Below are 17,611 nucleotides of genomic sequence, written 5' to 3' on the forward strand. Positions count from 1 at the left end.
AGAAAAGAGCATTCCCCTGTGGAGAAAATGATGAGATTTACAGCTTGACCCGCTGCAGCCGCAGCGCATTCAGCACGACCGATACAGAGCTGAAGGCCATTGCCGTACCGGCAAGCCATGGCGCCAGAAAGCCTAGCGCAGCAATCGGTATCCCAATGGTATTGTAAGCAAGCGCCCAGAACAAATTCTGCTTAATATTGGTCATGGTTTTGCGGCTCATCAGGATCGCATCCGGAATGCTCATCAGATCACCCCGCATGAGGGTAATATCCGCTGCTTCCATCGCTACGTCGGTGCCGGTACCAATAGCCATACCGGTATCGGCAGTGGCCAGGGCAGGGGCATCATTGATGCCGTCCCCGACCATCGCCACCTTGGTTCCCCCGCTCTGCAGCCTGCGGATCTCGGCAGCCTTCCCTTCCGGCAGCACCTCGGCCAGCACCGTACGGATGCCAGCCTGCCCGGCAATGGCCTCGGCTGTCAGCTTGTTGTCTCCCGTAATCATGACCACTTCAATGCCCATATCATGCAGCTTGGCTACGGCAGCCCGCGAAGTATCCTTGATGGTGTCGGCTACCGCGACAATCCCGGCAATGGCCCCGTCCACGGATACCAGCATCGCGGTCTTGCCTTCCTGCTCCAGCTTCTGCATCAGCCCGGTCCACGGACCGGTGTCTGCACCGCTTTCTTCCATCATCCGCCGTGTTCCCACGCGGATGCTCTGGCCGTCAACCACCGCAGAAATGCCGCGTCCCGGCACCGCCTCAAACTGCTCGGCACCCGGCAGGTCCAGGCTTCTTTCCGCAGCACCAGCCACGATGGCATCCGCCAGCGGATGCTCTGACAGCTTCTCGGCAGCAGCCGTAACGGACAGCAGCCGGTTCTCGGCCAGTACTCTGCCATGTGCGGCGATTTCCGTTGTCGTTATAATATCCGTCAGCACCGGCTTGCCGCTGGTTACAGTTCCCGTCTTATCCAGTACAACGGTCTTGATCCCCTGTGCGGCTTCAAGATGTTCGCCGCCCTTGAACAGAATCCCGAATTCAGCCGCGCGTCCTGATCCGGCCATAATTGAGGTTGGTGTAGCCAGACCTAGTGCGCATGGACAGGCGATAACCAGTACAGCGATGGCTTTCTCCAGTGCATCGGCGAACTGGCCCGGCGCTCCCCAGATATACCAGACTCCAAAGGTTACAGCTGCAATTACGACCACTATCGGCACAAAGATGCCGGAAATCACATCGGCAATCCGCTGAATCGGAGCCTTGGAGCCTTGCGCTTCCTCTACTACTCTGATGATTTGCGCCAAGGCGGTGTCACGGCCAACTTTGAGTGCCTTAATCTTCAGCATTCCATTCTTGTTCAGTGTTGCCCCAATGACAGTATCTCCCGGCTTCTTCTCTACCGGAATGCTCTCGCCTGTCAGCATGGATTCATCCACAGATGACAGCCCTTCAACGACCTCGCCGTCTACCGGCACCTTCGTTCCCGGCTTAACCAGCACAATGTCTCCCGGAATGACCTCTTCCACAGAAATGCTGAGCTCAACACCGTCACGGATGACCAGCGCCGTCTTAGCCTGCAGGCCCATCAGGCTTTTAATGGCGTCGGAGGAACGGCCCTTGGCCAGTGCTTCGAACCATTTGCCTACCAGAATCAGCGTAATCAGAATCGCGCTGGTCTCGTAATATAATTCCACCGAATGGCCCATGCCTGCCATCGACAAGGAATCTATCGTCAGGTACAGACTATAGAAATAAGCAGCCGAGGTGCCCAGAACAACCAGCACATCCATATTGGCACTGCCGTTCTTCAGCGCCTTATAGGCGCTGACATAGAACTGCCAGCCGATAATGAACTGCACAGGGGTCGCCAGCACAAGCTGGAACCAGGGGTTCATCAGTATATCCGGTGCAGGAATCCATGAAGTGAAGGAGAAATGCGCCGCCATCGCCCAGAGCAGGGGAAAGGACAGAACTGCGGAAATGATCCATTTATTCCGCTTGCGCACAATTTCCTGGCTGCGCTGATCGGCCGTGTCCTTGCGGTCCTGTTTCAGCGCAGCCTTATATCCGATGCTGCTTACTTTCTCCATGATCTCAGCCGTGCTGATGTTTCCGGGTGTATATTCCACATGTGCCGTCTCCAGGGCCAGATTCACATTGACCGCCGCGATTCCGGGCATGCGCCCAAGCACCTTCTCAATCCTTGCAGAGCAAGCGGCACAGGTCATTCCTGTAATATCAAAATCTGCCGACTCCTTCAGCGTATCGTATCCCAGCGAGCGGATCTTCTCTTCAATTTGCGGCAATCCCGCTACCGCCGGATCAAAGCCCACTGTCGCTTGCTCCAGCGCCAAGTTGACGTTGGCCCGCGATACCCCCTCCATCCGGGACAGCCCCTTCTCGATCCGGGCCGCGCAAGCCGAGCAAGTCATGCCGGTAATCTGCAGCGTGGTCTGCTGCAGGCCGGATTCTGTCGTTTTCTCCACGATCTCCGCGCCTCCTCATACCCCTTAGGGGTATATTAATGTGTAAAAGAAAAGGCTGAAGCCTACGGAACCTGCAAAGTTCCCCGCCCCAAGCCTCATTATTCATTCATCCGACTTAAACCACGTCGTATCCCTGGTCCTCAATCGCTGTCTTAATTGCACTAAGGCTTACCTTGTTCTCATCGTATTCAACAGCGACTGTCTTCGCAGGCAGGTCGACTTTGGCGGCAGCGCCAAGACCGCTTACGGCTTTCTCCACAGCACTGACACAGTGACCGCAGGACATTCCTTCTACAGTTAACGTTACGTTTGACATATTAAAAACCTCCTTAAAGTTTTGTGAGCTTAACTTCATTGATTCTACTTCGTACAAAACTGTCTTCGAAAGCATACGCTTAGTTTTGTGAGCTTTACTTCGTTGATTCTACTTCGTACAATCCTTATTTCATAAGCTTGTTAACCGTGATCAGCAGCTCATCAATAACCTCATGCTCACCGGCTTCAATGCGCTCAATAATACAGCTCTTCATATGTCCTTCAAGCAACAGCTTTCCGACACCGTTCAACGCAGCCTGTACTGCAGCGAGCTGATTAAGCACATCGTCACAGTAGGTATCCCGTTCAATCATGCCCTTGATGCCGCGAATCTGGCCTTCGACCCGGTTGAGGCGGTTCGTGAGGCCATTCTTGAATTCCGGTGAATGGTGGCTCTTGCGTTCTCCGGGGGTATGACAACCGCTATCACATGATTCAGGTGACAGCTTCTCTTCTTTGGGCGCCATCTACGCACCTCCTTGTATCCTGGCTGCAACTTAATCTTAATATACCCCCCATGGGTATGTCAAGAAAAATCATCTTCCTAAAAAAAGGTATTTTGGCGAAGTATAACGAATGAAAGACTCAGGAATCCAATTATTTCATATTTCCCATTCTTGAACAGAGGCAGGTAGGGTAATGGTTTACGATGGCATCATTCTTGGTCTAATTGTAGGGTTCTTCCGGGGCGGTTTAAGACACGGCCTCGTCCAGTTCAGCAACATTCGGCTCAAGGCAGGATGGATCTTCCCGCTGCTACTGGTATTCCAATTTTTTATGTATTATATTCAGGAGCGGTCGTCCACTGTAGCCGCAGCCAGCGGTTATATCTTTACCGCTGTGTATGTGGTTGGGCTGATTTTTTTATGGTTGAACCGGCACAACAAAGGATTCTGGCTCATTATGACGGGTGTATTCCTTAACTTCCTGGTTATGCTCGTTAACGGGGGGAGAATGCCGGTATCCTTTGAAGCGGCTTCTGTACTCGATCCGGTTTATCTGGAGATGCTGCAGAGCGGCGATGTGGTGACCAAGCACTATCTGCTTGACGCCTCAACACGCCTGCCGTTTCTTGGCGATATCATCCCCCTGTCCAGCCCTTATCCGCGTACTCAGGCGATCAGCATCGGAGATGTAGTGATGAATCTCGGGATTTTCCTCTACATTCTGTCGATCATGACACCGGCTGCTGCAGACCTGAAAACATTGCCCAAAGTACAGGGATAAGCCGTTAACCAAGTGAAAGGAGGAGTTCCCATGAAAAAGAAACTGGAAGGCATCAAATATTCCCGTCTTGCGATCAATGCTATTATTGTAGCTTCCGTAGTTATCGCGCTTACTTCGGGTTTCAGAATCGGCGGACACTAATTCCTCCACAAGAAGCAGGCTGAAAACAGCCTGCTTCTTTGCAAATTACTATTCATTTATCCCTAAAACCATTATTATGTACACAGGCACATTTTGTTAATAAAGAGGGGTAATCATGACCAAGCTTAAAACGTTTGCAGGCAATATTAATTCAGGCCATATCTATGCACTGCTCATATCTCTTCTGGGAGTAGCGCTTTTCACGTATAGCAATCATTTGGAATTTCTGCAGTATCCAACCCCAAGGTGGGTATGGATTTATGCGCTTACCGGAGCCAGTTTAATACTCACCTTTTCCCTGGTGCAGCTTCCTCCGGAGGGCAACGAACTGACCATGGAATCAGCGGTGTATTTGGCCTGCATTTTTGTCTTTGGCGGCTCTGCCACTTTGACTGTTCTTCTTCTCAACTGCCTGATCTTTTTCTTTTTTGACACAAGCACCAGCTGGTGGAAACATCTGACAAATTTCTCAATTTACTCCATTATGATCTGTGTTTCTTCCTATACCTTTGATTTGTTTGGAGGACATCCCGGACCGCTGATCAATGACGAACTGCCGGCTTATCTGATGACACTTGCGGTCTATTTTATAGGTAACACCCTCTTGATCGGACTATATTACTACATTATATATAAAGGCACCCTTTATGAGACGATTAAGGATATTATTAAAGATTCTTTCGTCGTTTATCTGTGCACATTGGTTCTTTCTCTGGTTCTCGTTGTACTGATCGTCCATAACAGCTTTTTCGGGCTTGTCCTATTCTTGTGCCTGAGCACGCTGCTCTGCTACTCCTTCAAAAGATTGTTCTCCATGTACCGCAGCATTGAAGAACGGGCCAACACCGATCAGCGGACCGGGCTATTCAATCACAGCTACTTTGAGGAAGCTTTGGAACAGGAAATCCAGAAATCAAGGGCATCGGGCGTTCCGCTTTCACTCGCCATGATCGACCTTGACGACTTCAAGAAATATAATGACCATTTCGGCCATCTGCAGGGGGACAAGCTGATCGCATTTGTTGGTGAGACGCTTAAGAGCGAAGCCCAGCAGCATGGGATTATTCCCGCCCGTTATGGCGGTGAGGAATTTACGCTGCTCATGCCGGCCTACGATATCCTTCAAGCCCGTGTTTACATTGACCAGCTGCGCAAAAAGCTGAACAACAGCCGGTTTGACGGCGTTGAAATTTTCCCGCTTGGCTGCCTCGCCTTTTCCGCCGGCATTGCCTCCTGCACCAGCGATATCCACGATAAATCACAGCTCGTCGACCAGGCCGACCAGGCTCTCTACTATTCCAAGCGCCAGGGCAAGAATACAGTGCATACGTACGGAGCATACTCCTCACTGGAGCAGGAGCTTGACTTCAGCCAGGATGTACGCGACATCGAGCAGCAGCTGAACCTGTTTATGTATAAGGATATGGAGACCTTCCGCCACTCCAAACGCGTATTCCGCTATGCGATGGATATCAGTGAGCTGCTCGACATCGACGCCCTTTCCAAAAGACACTTCACACTCGGCGCGCTGATCCATGATATCGGCAAGCTGGAAATTCCGTGGGGCATCCTTAACAAGAAAGACAAGCTGGAGCCGGAGGAGTGGGAAATGGTCAAGTGGCATGTCACCTGGGGCAAAAAAATGGCACTCACCAACGACAAATTCAAGGATCTCGCCCCCTACATCGAGCTGCATCACGAACGGTATGACGGCAAGGGATATCCCTACGGGTTTAAGGGTGAGGAAATTCCCCGCTTATGCCGGATGCTGACCATTATCGATTCCTTTGACGCCATGACTACGGAAAGACCCTACCAGCCAACCAAGTCCGTGGAGGAGGCGATCATTGAGCTGAGAGCTTGTGCGGGAAGCCAATTCGACCCTGAACTGACTGAATTTTTCATTACCTATATTGAAGCCCGAGAGCTTAGCGCCGGAGATGCAGCTATATAGCTGCAGAATTCCCCGGCCGAAGCTCTTTTTTTGTTCCCTCGTCTAGAAGCCCCCAATCCTGACCACAATACAAAAAGCTATACTTTAATTACTTAATTCCCCCCTAAAAAAAATAACTCTTGCTCACCTATTCAAATTTGAATATAATGAGTTCTGTTTCCACTTGCCGTTTTTTCTTAAGGAAATCATTAACTTTACAAAAAGGAGCCTGCGAAGCATGCACACTAAAGAAAGCAATCTCAAACTCGTAGTTGTCGGTCTGCTGCTTGGTATTCTAATGTCCGCTATGGACAATACCATTGTTGCCTCAGCTATGGGTACTATTGTTTCCGATCTTGGCGGACTCGATAAAATCGTCTGGGTCACCTCGGCTTATATGGTCATGGTCATGGCCGGAACACCGATCTTCGGCAAGCTGTCCGATATGTACGGGCGCAAGCGTTTCTTCATTTTTGGCCTTGTCGTGTTTCTGGCCGGCTCGGCACTCTGCGGGATCGCAACCAGCATCACGCAGCTTAGCATCTACCGCGCTATTCAAGGCGTGGGCGGCGGCGCACTTATGCCAATCGCCTTCACTATCGTATTTGATATTTATCCGCCGCAAAAAAGAGGCAAGCTGACCGGACTTTTCGGTGCCGTCTTCGGCATCTCCAGCGTAATCGGCCCTTTGCTCGGGGCCTACATTACTGAGTATGTAGGCTGGCAGTGGATCTTCTATATCAACCTGCCGATCGGCATTGTCGCTTTTATTCTGATCTCCATGTTCTATAAGGAATCCGTCTCCCATGCCAAGCAGCGGATCGACTGGGGTGGAGCTTTTACCCTTGTAGGCTCCGTCATCTGCCTGATGTTCGCCCTTGAGCTGGGCGGCAATGAATATGCCTGGGACTCCGCGGTCATCCTTGGCTTATTCGCCGGCTTCGCAGTACTGCTGATTGCGTTCCTCTTTATAGAACGGACAGCAGCCGAACCGATTATATCCTTCGACATGTTCCGCAAGAAGCTGTTTGCAACGAGCAGCATCATCGGTTTATTCTACGGCTCGGCCTTTATCGTAGCTACCGTGTATATCCCGATTTATGTACAGGGTGTATATGGAGGTTCCGCCACCAACTCGGGACTGATTCTGATGCCGATGATGATCGGCACGGTAATCGGCAGCCAGACCGGGGGGCTGCTCACCACCAAAACCAGCTTCCGCAATATTATGATGCTGTCAGCCGTTTTCTTTGTGGCAGGCGTCTTCTCCTTAAGCACCTTGTCGCCGGATACTTCCCGCCTGCTGCTTAATGTATTTATGGCGCTGACCGGCTTCGGTGTAGGCTTCTCCTTCTCCGTGCTCAGCATGTCCTCGATTCATCATTTCGAGATGCGCCAGCGCGGTTCGGCTACTTCTACCAGTACCTTCATGCGTTCCCTAGGCATGACGCTGGGCATTACCATCTTCGGTATTATCCAGCGCAACGGATTCACAAGCAGCCTTAGTGATGCCTTTGGGGGTGGTGCCGAAGCTTCCTCGTTCGGCGATCCACGCGCCGCCCTGACACCGGAAGCCAGAGCACAAATTCCGGCTCCTGTACTGGAGAAGATTACGGGCGCATTGTCCAGCTCCATTGCCCACACCTTTATGTGGGCGCTGATTCCGGCGGTGCTGGGTCTGGCTTTTGTACTGCTGATGCCCAAAGACCGGCTCACCGATCATAGTAAGGAAACTCAGCCTTCGGGCGGAAGAGGGTAAACGGAAATGTCCATGAAGATGGTCATTCTCGGGCTGCTGCTGGAGAAGGACAGGCATCCCTATGAGATCACACTCGTAATGAAAGAGCGCATGTATGACCGGATGATAAAGCTGCAGATGGGGTCGCTGTACTACGCCGTTGATAAACTGGCACAGGAGGGACATATTGAAGCTGTAGAGACCATCTCCAGCAACGACCGCCCGGATAAGACCATCTACCGGATTTCTGATAAGGGCAAAACCCTGTTCGAACAGCTGGTCATTCAGCAGATCAAGAAGACCGATGAGGTCTTTCACCCGCTGTACATGGCTCTTGCACTCTCCCGGCATATTGATCAGGGCAAGGTGGAGAAGCTGCTGCAGGAGCGGATACGCGAAGTTGAGCATCAGGTCAATTATGCTTATCAGGTGTACGAGGAGCATATCTCCATCGTCCCCCGGTCCGCGCTGCACTTGATGTACGGCAGATACGAGCATAGCCTCACTGAGCTGAAGTGGCTTAAGCGGCTCTATGACGATGTAGCCGCCCGCAAGCTCAGCGACATCGGAACACCGCTCGATTTGCAATAAACGTTATACACTGGAGGCCCTCAGGGGCCTCTTTGCTGTTTAACACAGGTCAAAACCGTTTATTAACGAGCAACTGCAACTGAACATCAGGCGGGTATATAGGGCCGTTCCGCCTCCTAACTTATAAGAGAGCGAGGGAATCACACATGAGTGAAGAAAAGAAATTTCAAGGAGACAAACGCGACCATCCCGAGCAATATCCAACCGACACTCCCAGTCTGTTCGACCTGGACGAAAGCGAGCAAAATGTGGATCCGATTCCGCTGGAAGACCTGAAGCTGGAGAAAGAAGAAGAGAAGGATAAAGAGGGCACGAAACACCGCTCCTCCAGCGACAAAAAATACCATACCGGTTTCTAAAGATGTACAATATTCGGTATAACGTTAATCCTATCTCACGGAGGGATATTATTGCTGAAAACGCTACCACTGCATACGCGCGGGATTCCAGCCAGCCGCATTGCTCTGGGCTGCATGGGACTGGGCGGAGGCTGGGACCATGAGCCGATCACTGCCGGGAATGTCAGACAGGGACATGAGGCCGTTGAGGCTGCACTGTCTATCGGAATCAACTTTTTTGATCATGCAGATATCTACACCTGCGGAAAGGCGGAGAAGGTATTCGGACAGCTCTTCAAAGACCGCCCCGGACTGCGGGAAGAGATTATTATCCAGTCCAAATGCGGCATCAAGCTGATTGAGCCAGGCGATACCTCTAACAGCTTCGACCTCTCCGGGGAGCATATTCTGAAGAGTGTCGAAGGAACCCTCTCCCGGTTGGGCACGGAATATATTGATATTCTGCTGCTGCACCGTCCCGATCCACTTATGGACCCCGAAGAAGTAGCCGAAGCGCTGCGGAAACTCAAAGCGGCGGGAAAGGTGCGTCACTTCGGCGTTTCCAACATGAGTGCCGCCCAGATCCGGCTGCTGGAGCATTATTGTGACGAACCATTCGCCGTGAACCAGCTGCACATGAGTCTGGCCAAAATAAGCTGGCTGGATGCCATGGTCAGCGTAAACCGTGAACCCTGGAAAGACATCACCTTTCCCGAAGGTACCCTCGAATATTGCCGGACGCAGAACATCCAGCTGCAGGCCTGGGGTCCGCTGGCCCAAGGCTTATTCAGCGGGCGTTCACTTACAGGCCAGCCTGAGAGTGTCGTGAACACGGCGGCTATGGTCCAAACGCTCGCCGAACAGAAGAACACTACCCCTGAAGTGATTGTCCTGTCTTGGCTGATGACTCATCCTGCGGCCATCCAGCCGGTAATCGGGACGGTGAATCCGCAGCGGATCGCCGCCTGCGCGGGTGCGGACAAGCTGGAGCTTACGCGCAAGGAATGGTACGACCTGTATGTCAGCTCGCGCGGCGAGAAGCTGCCGTAAGCCTCATATCCTCATCCGCATGCCAAAAGGAGCGTCATCTCCGGTTCATGTAGCCGGAGATGACGCTCCTTTTATGTCCTATTCCCGATTCTAATTATTCTTCACCTGCTCAAAGTTGTTCTTGAAGGTGAAGTTAACCGATTTGCCCTGCAGACTGTCATTATCGAAGCCGAGGCCGGTATCATCAACAAAAGTCACGTTATAGGCCAGATGCATTGTCTTCTTGGCAGGAAGAATCAGGTTCGGGAGATTGGCATCCCGCCCTGCCCCGCTGTTGTACAAATCCTTAAGTGAACCTACATACGCATCGGAAACGCTGACCAGTACAGTCTGGCCGTTATTGTCTACGCGGTATGTCCAGTCGAGCACAGCTTCTCTGGCAATCGCGAAGGCTTCCTGTCCGTTGCGTGCCAGTGCCTTCAGGAAGGAAGGACCGTTAATCAACGATTTGAACAGCCGGTCCGCAGCTTCGTTCACCTCATTGAGCGCATCGGCATTAAGAGTGACGCCGCCTGGAGCAGCCAAAGCGGCTACAGTAACCACCGCTTGCTCACCGAATGCGAGCGCATCGGCCTGCTGTGCAGGTGTTCCTTCCGGGATGGCAATCAGATCGGTCAGTTTGGCATCCAGCGTTCCGGTATTCTTGATCAGCATGGCGCGGGTATGGGTATCTTTCGGTGCCCACAATCCTGTTCCCATGCGTCCGGCATCGGAGTCGCTGGTATAGAACATCGGGCCTTCAACCGGCACATCATTGCGGTGAGTACTTAAGGACAACGTACCGGAAGCAAAGGTGTTGCCGGTGTTTTGGGCGGAGCTGGTGAACAAGGCATACGTGCCTCCACCAATGGCGGCGCAGAGCAGCACCACAGAGGAAAATGCGGCAATCAGCATTTTTTTCTTTTTCATCATTGAAGTAAGCTCTCCTTATTAAAAAAGGGGGCAGCCCCCTTTTTATTTGATTTTTAGTTATAGATCCGTTCGTTATGAGGCTTAGTTATTTTTAGTCTGCTCTGCATCTACTTTAATGGAGGCTGTACCCGACTTACCTTGATAGCTGTTGTCAGCTGCTTTCGGGAACTCTGCTTTGACATAAATCGTCTCCGATCCGCCCACGGTAAGTACACGGTCGGCAACGGTAAGCGGTACCGTTCCAGCCGCATCTGAATATGCGGTAATAACCAGCGGGGTTGCTCCGCCGCCGAGGTCGCCGCCTACAGCCAGCGAGAGATCATAACGCAGCTCAAGCGTTCCTTTGTTGCTAACTACTACAGGCTGGATTTCAGAATCTCCCGGAGCCCAATTTGTGATGTTGAAATATTTCTGCTGAGCTTCATCCTTCTTATCCAGTTCAATCTTGAGCGTGCCAGCAGCAAACGTATTGCCTATATTTTGTGCGGAGCTCGTAAAGATAGCGAAGGATCCCCCGGCAATTAATGTTGCCCCCAGTGCTGTAGTCGCCATTGCCATTGCCATCGTTTTTTTGAGATTTGCCATTGTTATTTGTCTCCTCCTGGATCTCCATGAATGGAGTATGTTATGAATTATTTATTGAATCTTCCCTAACCACGTTAGGAGAAGCATCAACCGTTCGTAACAGGCGGGGATTCTCCGGGCGCAAGCTGCACCTCTGCAGGATCCTCTATGCGCATGATCGATTTGAAGATTGTAATAAGGGACGAGATGACCAGAAAAATCCCCGGAATAACCATTACGACAATAATCCCGGCGGTCGATTTTACCCAGTTCATGAAATATCCCAGAAACGGAACGGTAAAGTCCGCGTACTGTGCAACAACATTACTCGAAGGAATAGGATCTGCATCCTGCGCATCGTTATTGTCGCCTTTGGTGATATACTGGGTGTTTTCTCCCGAGCCGAGCACGCTGACAATGCGGTGGGTAATCAGGCTGTTTGATCCATCCAGAGCTTTGTAAGTGATTACATCTCCTGGTTTAAAAGATCCCTGACTCTGTTCACTCACCGGTTTGACGGCAATGACAGCCCCCGTCTGGATTCCAGGCTCCATGGAGCCTGAGAGCACCGTTAGAATCTCCTTGCCCAGAATCTTGGGCGTTCCGCCATTCATCCGGCTAGTGATTGCAGATACCAGCGTAAGTAGAAAAATAAGAATTAACGCATACATCAATAGGTTACGAGTCCATTTAAGTATCACTGGAGAGCACCGCCTTGGTTAGAATACGTCTTGCTTTTCGCCTGTTTTTACCGTTATGCTGTCAGGATTCGCGTCCGGGACAGGGGCTTCCGGCTCAGCAGCCTTATCAGGCTTTGCCTGCTCCTCAGCTTCAAGCTTCGCCTTCTCCTCGGCTTCGAGCTTCGCTTTCTCCTCAGCCTCGAGTTTCGCTTTCTCCTCGGCTTCGAGCTTCGCCTTCTTCTCAGACTCGAGTTTTGCTTTCTCCTCGGCTTCAAGCTTCGCCTTCTTCTCAGCCTCGAGCTTCGCTTTTTCCTCGGCTTCAAGCTTCGCCTTTTTCCCAGCTTCGAGCTTCGCCTTTTCTTCCGCTTCGAGCTTCGCCTTCTTCTCAGCCTCTTTCAGTCCTTGGATCACGTCAGCGGCCTCCGTATGCATCAGCGAGGTTTCGTCCGCATAACTCCTGGCCTGTTCGGCCGCGGTCGATGCCTGATGATAGGCTGCCTGCACATAAGCGTCCACTCTTCTGATGGAGCTTAACTTTCTAACCATCTCCTGAAATTCGCCCAGCGTCAGATTGGCTTGGCTGAGCAATTGTTCGAATACCGGGATAGCATTATTTTGTGCGGTTGTTAATTGATTAAAATCGACCTCATATGGAGAAAGTCTCTGGTTCACTTCATTGACTTGCTGCTCCAGCTCTAGTTGTGAGCGTGTTAGATAGCCTTGAAGCTCAGCTAAAAGGGCAGCCGCGCCGGCCGCAGCCTCACGCGTTTGTGCAGCAGCCTCTTGAATACCTCCAATACGTCCCTCTGCGGTCTCCGAGTCCGTATTCTTGTCCGTTATCTCCGCTAACGCCTCTCTCGCCGCTTCACGCTGCCAGGCAGCAAGCTTCATCGCCTCGCTGGCTTGGTTGGCAATGTGATCGACCGTACTTGGAAACACAAATGCTGTGGTGATATTGGAGGATTCGGTTGCTGCGACGTCAGTCAGCAATGCATACGTGGGCGTTGTAATTTGGCCGATGCCATAAGCCGAAATCACTACGATCCCTGCAATTTGGGGAAGCGTATACCGACGGATGTTTCTATTCCGGGAAGAACGTGAAAGCCTCACAGGAGCCTCTCCTTTAGCTGCTTGCAATTTCCTGCAAACAAGGTAATCTATTAACATCCAGCCTTTATGACGAACGTTATTCGTTCGTTATAAAGAACTATGACGTAAGTATATGCCATTACTCCTACAAATCAAAAATCGCATTTTGTTGCAATATTCTCAATAAAGAACAATTTATAGTTAACTTCCTGCTTTAAGCTTCATTTTCCTCAGTTTATCGTACTTTTTAACGAACGTTTTTTGCATGAAAAATCTAAATGATACCGCAGAGGAAACAAAAATAATGGGGATGTGGAGTGGAAACGACATAAAAGGGGGATCATTCATACCGGAACTGATTCTATAGTGCTTTGTCCGTCTTACGGTTATTTGATATACTGTAACAAAAAGTACGGAGGGACGTTTTTATCGTGCCAGATAATATGGGAAGTCGTATCCACCATCTCCGTCTGGAAAAAGGCTTGTCTCTTTCGGAGCTTGCGGATAAGGCTGATGTGGCGAAATCATACTTAAGCAATGTGGAAAGAAATATACAATCCAACCCCTCTATTCAATTTATTGAAAAAATCGCTGACGCACTTCAGGTGTCCATTCATGCGCTTCTTTACGGAGAGCCTTCCGGTGTACAAGAGTCACCTCTGGATGGAGAATGGTCCCGGCTCGTACTGGAAGCTATGGCTTCGGGTATAAGCAAGCGGGAATTCAAAGAGTTCTTGGACTATCAAAAATGGCGGCTGGAGCAGAAGGATTCCTGATTCATGCAGGTTCCCTCTCCTGCCGGTCATACAGAAAGGGCACAGCGGAGAGATCCGCTGTGCCCTTTCTGTATGTACAAAGCTATTAACAACCAACCGCTACATTGCCTGCAAAGTCTTCTCATTAAAAAATTGGCGGATTTCATCCGCTTGGATGCCAGCCTGCTTAGCCGACATCAGCAAATAGACCCATTCTAAATCCAGATCAACTGTCTGCAGTTCTCCGTTGTTCCCCTGGTTGGACTTATCCAAGAAATCTCCTCCTAAGATTACGCGTCCCCAGGCAGTCCGGCCGTCGTAGTATTTCTACATTAGACCCGAGACTTTGTGCCCCTGTCTTTCGGCAGGTTTACCCTTTACTGGATCCTTTACATGAAAGGATCTGGCTAGAAATTCATGAAACCGTTATCCGCAATAACATTATACAATATCTTACACGAAAAGTGTGTCGATTTATGGGAATATTGTATAAATGGAAACGGAAAATAATTGATTATTTTGCCAACTGCTTGTACGAATTACTCGATAATCCCAAAAAATTGTAGAACAAGCCTCTTTATCTATGTATGTATATATGAAAACTGAAAACAACATTTTTATTTCATTCATTTCAATCACACCGCCGCATTATTTTCATATAGTTAAGAAACCAAACTTATAATAGTTCTGTATGAATTAGGCACTGAATCATACCGTTTTGCGAACGGATTCAACCAAAGTATGAATTGATTACCCGGCTTGAAAGTTGCACAATAAGATGAGGAATGAAACCGCAAACATCGAAGCTCCACAAGGGCGCCGGCGAAATTTTGGCGCGCGTGGAGTTCATCCGTTAGGAGGATGTATTCATGGCAGCCAAAGATCCCTATAACGAAACTGTGTGGAGCAAGTATTACGGACCCAATTTGGGTTACATCCAAGAGAAATATGAGCAATTTGTAAAAGATCCAACTTTAGTAGAGCATAATTACCGCGATCTTTTCACCCGTTCCGGCCCCCCTCCATTGGCTCCCGATGCTGAACAGGCACCGCTGCCTGTGGTTTCAGGAGATACTGAGTGGCTTAGAAAGGCCGTAAGGGCATCCAAGCTGATCGCCAATATCCGCATACATGGCCATATGGCCGCCAATATCGACCCGCTGGACCGGGGAAACAATCCGATGGCGAAATATTTGGAGTACGAAACCTATGATCTGACCCGCGAGGATTTAATGGCTATGCCCGCCTCGCTGATCTGGGAGAATGCCCCGAATGACGTTCATACGGCCTGGGATGCCGTTCACCGGATGCGCCAGGCCTACACGCAGACCATTGCCTATGAATTCGGGCATGTGCGTGACGAGCAGGAGCTGCGCTGGCTGAACAGCCAGGCGGAATCTACCAGCTCTCCCGCGCCTCTAAACAACACAGAGCGCAAAGAATTGCTGAAAAGGCTGATTCAGGTAGAGCAGTTCGAAACTTTCCTTCATAAAACCTTTGTCGGCCAGAAACGCTTTAGCCTGGAAGGCAATGACGCCTTGGTGCCGATGCTGGATGAAATCGTGCGTGCTGCCGCTCATGACGGTGCCGAGCATATCCTGATGGGTATGGCGCATCGCGGACGGCTTAACGTCCTGGCTCATATCCTGGGCAAACCTTATGATATTATTTTCTCGGAATTCCATCATTCGCCGAACAAGGAGCTGTTCCCTTCCGAAGGCTCCATGGGCATTAACTACGGCTGGACCGGCGATGTGAAATATCATCTCGGCGCTGACCGCGCTGTCCGTGAAGGCGAAACCGTCCGTACACGGATCACTCTGGCCAACAATCCCAGCCACTTGGAATTCGTCAATCCGGTGGTCGAGGGCTTCACGCGTGCGGCCCAGGAAGACCGCAGCACTCCGGGTCTGCCTAAGCTAAACACCAATAAAGCCATGGCTGTGCTGATGCATGGCGATGCTGCCTTCCCGGGTGAAGGCATCGTGGCCGAAACCCTTAATATCGGCAAGCTTAAAGGTTATCAGAACGGCGGTACGGTGCATATTATCGTCAATAACCGGATCGGATTCACGACGGAAAGTGAGGATTCCCGTTCTACCCACTATGCCAGTGACCTGGCTAAGGGCTATGAAATTCCGATTGTGCATGTCAATGCCGATGATCCGGAGGCTTGCATTGCAGCCGTCCGTTTGGCCAGCGCCTACCGCAATCTGTTCAAGAAGGATTTCGTGATCGACTTGATCGGCTACCGCCGCCACGGACATAATGAAATGGATGATCCGGAAACGACACAGCCGATTGTTTATGGTAAAGTGCGCAATCATCCTACTGTATACAAAGTGTACGCGGAACGGTTACAGGAGGAGCGCGTCATCACGGTAGAAGACGTTACGGCAATGAATGCCGAAGCCGAAGGCGTACTGCAGCAAGCCTTTGATAAGATGAAGGAAGGCAAGCATAAGAACGCAGACGCCAAAACCTCAGTTGCCCTGGACAGCGCACCTACACCGCAGCGCCCTACAGCGGTTCCGCTTGACAACCTGCAGGAAATTAACCGGGAGCTGCTGTCGGTTCCGGACGGCTTCCAGGTCTATCCGAAGCTGGAGCGGATTCTACAGCGCCGCAAAGACGCTTTGAATGATGGAGAACGCGTGGACTGGGCACTCGCAGAAGCCCTCGCCTTCGCTACGATTCTGAAGGATGGCACACCGATTCGTCTCAGCGGCCAGGACTCCCAGCGCGGTACCTTCGCGCACCGCCATCTGGTGCTGCATGACAGTGACACAGGGGCACTTTTCTCTCCGCTGCATCAGCTTAAGGACTCCAGCGCCTCCTTCGGGGTGTACAACAGTCCGCTGTCGGAAGCGTCGGTGCTCGGGTATGAATACGGCTATAACGTGTTTGCCCCGGAAACCTTTGTCATCTGGGAAGCACAGTATGGTGATTTCGCCAACGCCGGACAGGTCATTATCGACCAGTTCATTGCTGCCGGACGCGCCAAATGGACCCAACGCAGCAACCTGGCGATTCTGCTGCCGCACGGCTACGAAGGCCAGGGGCCAGAGCATTCCAGCGGAAGGCTGGAACGGTTCTTGCAGCTGTCGGCTGAAGAGAACTGGACCGTAGCCAATCTGACCTGTGCGTCTCAGTATTTCCATCTGCTCCGCCGCCAGGCTGCCCTTTGCGGCAGATCGGATGCCCGCCCGCTGGTGGTCATGGCTCCGAAAAGCCTGATCCGCAACACACGCAGCACTTCCCCGGGAGCCGAACTGGCTTCGGGAAGCTTCCAGCCGGTCCTGCCGGAGCCGCTTCTGGGCAGCAAGCCCGGCGAGGTTAGACGACTGGTTGTCTGCAGTGGTAAGGTCGCTATCGACCTGCAGACTGAGCTGGATTCAGCCAAGGGGCAGGATTGGTCCTGGCTGCACATTCTGCGGCTGGAGCAGCTCTACCCGTTCCCGGAACGGGAACTGGCCGCTCATCTGAGCACCTTCCGCTCCCTGCAGGAAATCATCTGGGTACAAGAAGAACCTAAGAATATGGGCGGCTGGAGTTATGCCGAACCACGGCTGCGCGCCATCGCCCCGCAGAATGTCAAAGTGAAGTATATCGGCCGTCCGGAACGTTCCAGCCCGGCCAGCGGTTACGCGGATGTGCATAGCTTTGAGCAGCGGCGTATAGTTACGGAAGCCCTGAAACTAAATTCGCAAGTACAAGCGGCTGTACCGTCCTCCTGAAAGGGGACGGTGTCACGATAACGTTAACTATTATATTTGGGGAGGTAAGG

Annotated in this window: 16 protein-coding genes and 1 riboswitch; of the genes, 8 read left to right on the forward strand and 8 right to left on the reverse strand. The window is 51.3% G+C overall.

The window, feature by feature from the left end; genetic code table 11:
• Positions 1 to 37: 37 nt before the first annotated feature.
• The 3 genes from AC3WT9_RS24435 to AC3WT9_RS24445 all read right to left on the reverse strand — a co-directional run bounded on the left by AC3WT9_RS24435 (position 38) and on the right by AC3WT9_RS24445 (position 3,273).
• Positions 38 to 2,491 carry a heavy metal translocating P-type ATPase gene (locus AC3WT9_RS24435; protein WP_341377105.1) on the reverse strand — a complete coding sequence of 818 codons (2,454 nt, stop codon included), beginning with the start codon at positions 2,489 to 2,491 and terminating at the stop codon, positions 38 to 40.
• 115 nt (positions 2,492 to 2,606) lie between these two features.
• The gene (locus tag AC3WT9_RS24440) at positions 2,607 to 2,807 is read right to left on the reverse strand and encodes a copper ion binding protein (protein ID WP_038585127.1); all 201 of its coding nucleotides are present in this window, start codon (positions 2,805 to 2,807) and stop codon (positions 2,607 to 2,609) included.
• Positions 2,808 to 2,931: 124 nt separating this feature from the next.
• The gene (locus AC3WT9_RS24445) at positions 2,932 to 3,273 is read right to left on the reverse strand and encodes a metal-sensitive transcriptional regulator (RefSeq protein WP_341089397.1); all 342 of its coding nucleotides are present in this window, start codon (positions 3,271 to 3,273) and stop codon (positions 2,932 to 2,934) included.
• A gap of 172 nt (positions 3,274 to 3,445) precedes the next feature.
• On the opposite strand from AC3WT9_RS24445, the gene AC3WT9_RS24450 reads away from it, so the two are divergent.
• The 6 genes from AC3WT9_RS24450 to AC3WT9_RS24475 all read left to right on the forward strand — a co-directional run bounded on the left by AC3WT9_RS24450 (position 3,446) and on the right by AC3WT9_RS24475 (position 9,824).
• A complete protein-coding gene (locus tag AC3WT9_RS24450; RefSeq protein WP_038585121.1) occupies positions 3,446 to 4,033 on the forward strand; it encodes a DUF5317 domain-containing protein in 588 nt (195 codons plus the stop codon).
• Between the two features lie 256 nt (positions 4,034 to 4,289).
• On the forward strand, positions 4,290 to 6,128 hold the full coding sequence (locus AC3WT9_RS24455) for a bifunctional diguanylate cyclase/phosphohydrolase (protein ID WP_341377102.1): 1,839 nt from the start codon (positions 4,290 to 4,292) through the stop codon (positions 6,126 to 6,128).
• Between the two features lie 217 nt (positions 6,129 to 6,345).
• A complete protein-coding gene (locus tag AC3WT9_RS24460) occupies positions 6,346 to 7,866 on the forward strand; it encodes an MDR family MFS transporter (protein WP_341089393.1) in 1,521 nt (506 codons plus the stop codon).
• A gap of 6 nt (positions 7,867 to 7,872) precedes the next feature.
• Entirely contained in the window at positions 7,873 to 8,436 is a 564-nt protein-coding gene (locus AC3WT9_RS24465) for a PadR family transcriptional regulator (protein WP_341089392.1), read from the forward strand.
• Positions 8,437 to 8,582: 146 nt separating this feature from the next.
• A complete protein-coding gene (locus AC3WT9_RS24470) occupies positions 8,583 to 8,795 on the forward strand; it encodes a YczO family protein (RefSeq protein WP_340895250.1) in 213 nt (70 codons plus the stop codon).
• A gap of 51 nt (positions 8,796 to 8,846) precedes the next feature.
• Positions 8,847 to 9,824: an aldo/keto reductase gene (locus tag AC3WT9_RS24475; RefSeq protein ID WP_341377101.1), complete on the forward strand. Its 978-nt coding sequence runs from the start codon at positions 8,847 to 8,849 to the stop codon at positions 9,822 to 9,824.
• A gap of 90 nt (positions 9,825 to 9,914) precedes the next feature.
• Here the strand turns inward: AC3WT9_RS24475 and AC3WT9_RS24480 are convergent, their stop codons facing one another.
• From AC3WT9_RS24480 to AC3WT9_RS24495, 4 genes are all read right to left on the reverse strand, one after another.
• Entirely contained in the window at positions 9,915 to 10,736 is an 822-nt protein-coding gene (locus AC3WT9_RS24480) for a TasA family protein (RefSeq protein ID WP_341089388.1), read from the reverse strand.
• A gap of 81 nt (positions 10,737 to 10,817) precedes the next feature.
• On the reverse strand, positions 10,818 to 11,321 hold the full coding sequence (locus AC3WT9_RS24485) for a TasA family protein (RefSeq protein WP_341089387.1): 504 nt from the start codon (positions 11,319 to 11,321) through the stop codon (positions 10,818 to 10,820).
• An 86-nt stretch (positions 11,322 to 11,407) separates the two neighbouring features.
• Positions 11,408 to 12,001, reverse strand: a complete 594-nt coding sequence (gene sipW, locus AC3WT9_RS24490) for a signal peptidase I SipW (RefSeq protein WP_341089386.1) — start codon at positions 11,999 to 12,001, stop codon at positions 11,408 to 11,410.
• A gap of 18 nt (positions 12,002 to 12,019) precedes the next feature.
• Complete coding sequence (locus AC3WT9_RS24495) at positions 12,020 to 13,090, reverse strand: hypothetical protein (protein WP_341377099.1); 1,071 nt, start codon at positions 13,088 to 13,090, stop codon at positions 12,020 to 12,022.
• Between the two features lie 422 nt (positions 13,091 to 13,512).
• On the opposite strand from AC3WT9_RS24495, the gene AC3WT9_RS24500 reads away from it, so the two are divergent.
• A complete protein-coding gene (locus tag AC3WT9_RS24500; protein WP_341089383.1) occupies positions 13,513 to 13,845 on the forward strand; it encodes a helix-turn-helix domain-containing protein in 333 nt (110 codons plus the stop codon).
• A 99-nt stretch (positions 13,846 to 13,944) separates the two neighbouring features.
• Here the strand turns inward: AC3WT9_RS24500 and AC3WT9_RS24505 are convergent, their stop codons facing one another.
• Complete coding sequence (locus tag AC3WT9_RS24505; RefSeq protein ID WP_341089382.1) at positions 13,945 to 14,097, reverse strand: anti-repressor SinI family protein; 153 nt, start codon at positions 14,095 to 14,097, stop codon at positions 13,945 to 13,947.
• Between the two features lie 27 nt (positions 14,098 to 14,124).
• Positions 14,125 to 14,209: riboswitch (cyclic di-GMP riboswitch) on the reverse strand.
• Between the two features lie 484 nt (positions 14,210 to 14,693).
• On the opposite strand from AC3WT9_RS24505, the gene AC3WT9_RS24510 reads away from it, so the two are divergent.
• Positions 14,694 to 17,561: a 2-oxoglutarate dehydrogenase E1 component gene (locus tag AC3WT9_RS24510; protein ID WP_341089380.1), complete on the forward strand. Its 2,868-nt coding sequence runs from the start codon at positions 14,694 to 14,696 to the stop codon at positions 17,559 to 17,561.
• Positions 17,562 to 17,611: the final 50 nt, after the last annotated feature.

The organism is Paenibacillus sp. EB106-06-01-XG199 (assembly GCF_058791575.1).

Bases quoted from the DNA above. Each gene is read 5' to 3' on its own strand.
- AC3WT9_RS24500 (WP_341089383.1), top strand. From the start codon at position 13,513: ATGGGAAGTCGTATCCACCATCTCCGTCTGGAAAAAGGCTTGTCTCTT.
- AC3WT9_RS24510 (WP_341089380.1), top strand. From the start codon at position 14,694: ATGGCAGCCAAAGATCCCTATAACGAAACTGTGTGGAGCAAGTATTAC.
- AC3WT9_RS24470 (WP_340895250.1), top strand. From the start codon at position 8,583: ATGAGTGAAGAAAAGAAATTTCAAGGAGACAAACGCGACCATCCCGAG.
- AC3WT9_RS24480 (WP_341089388.1), bottom strand. From the start codon at position 10,736: ATGATGAAAAAGAAAAAAATGCTGATTGCCGCATTTTCCTCTGTGGTG.
- AC3WT9_RS24445 (WP_341089397.1), bottom strand. From the start codon at position 3,273: ATGGCGCCCAAAGAAGAGAAGCTGTCACCTGAATCATGTGATAGCGGT.
- AC3WT9_RS24460 (WP_341089393.1), top strand. From the start codon at position 6,346: ATGCACACTAAAGAAAGCAATCTCAAACTCGTAGTTGTCGGTCTGCTG.
- AC3WT9_RS24455 (WP_341377102.1), top strand. From the start codon at position 4,290: ATGACCAAGCTTAAAACGTTTGCAGGCAATATTAATTCAGGCCATATC.
- AC3WT9_RS24465 (WP_341089392.1), top strand. From the start codon at position 7,873: ATGTCCATGAAGATGGTCATTCTCGGGCTGCTGCTGGAGAAGGACAGG.
- AC3WT9_RS24450 (WP_038585121.1), top strand. From the start codon at position 3,446: ATGGTTTACGATGGCATCATTCTTGGTCTAATTGTAGGGTTCTTCCGG.
- AC3WT9_RS24485 (WP_341089387.1), bottom strand. From the start codon at position 11,321: ATGGCAAATCTCAAAAAAACGATGGCAATGGCAATGGCGACTACAGCA.
- AC3WT9_RS24440 (WP_038585127.1), bottom strand. From the start codon at position 2,807: ATGTCAAACGTAACGTTAACTGTAGAAGGAATGTCCTGCGGTCACTGT.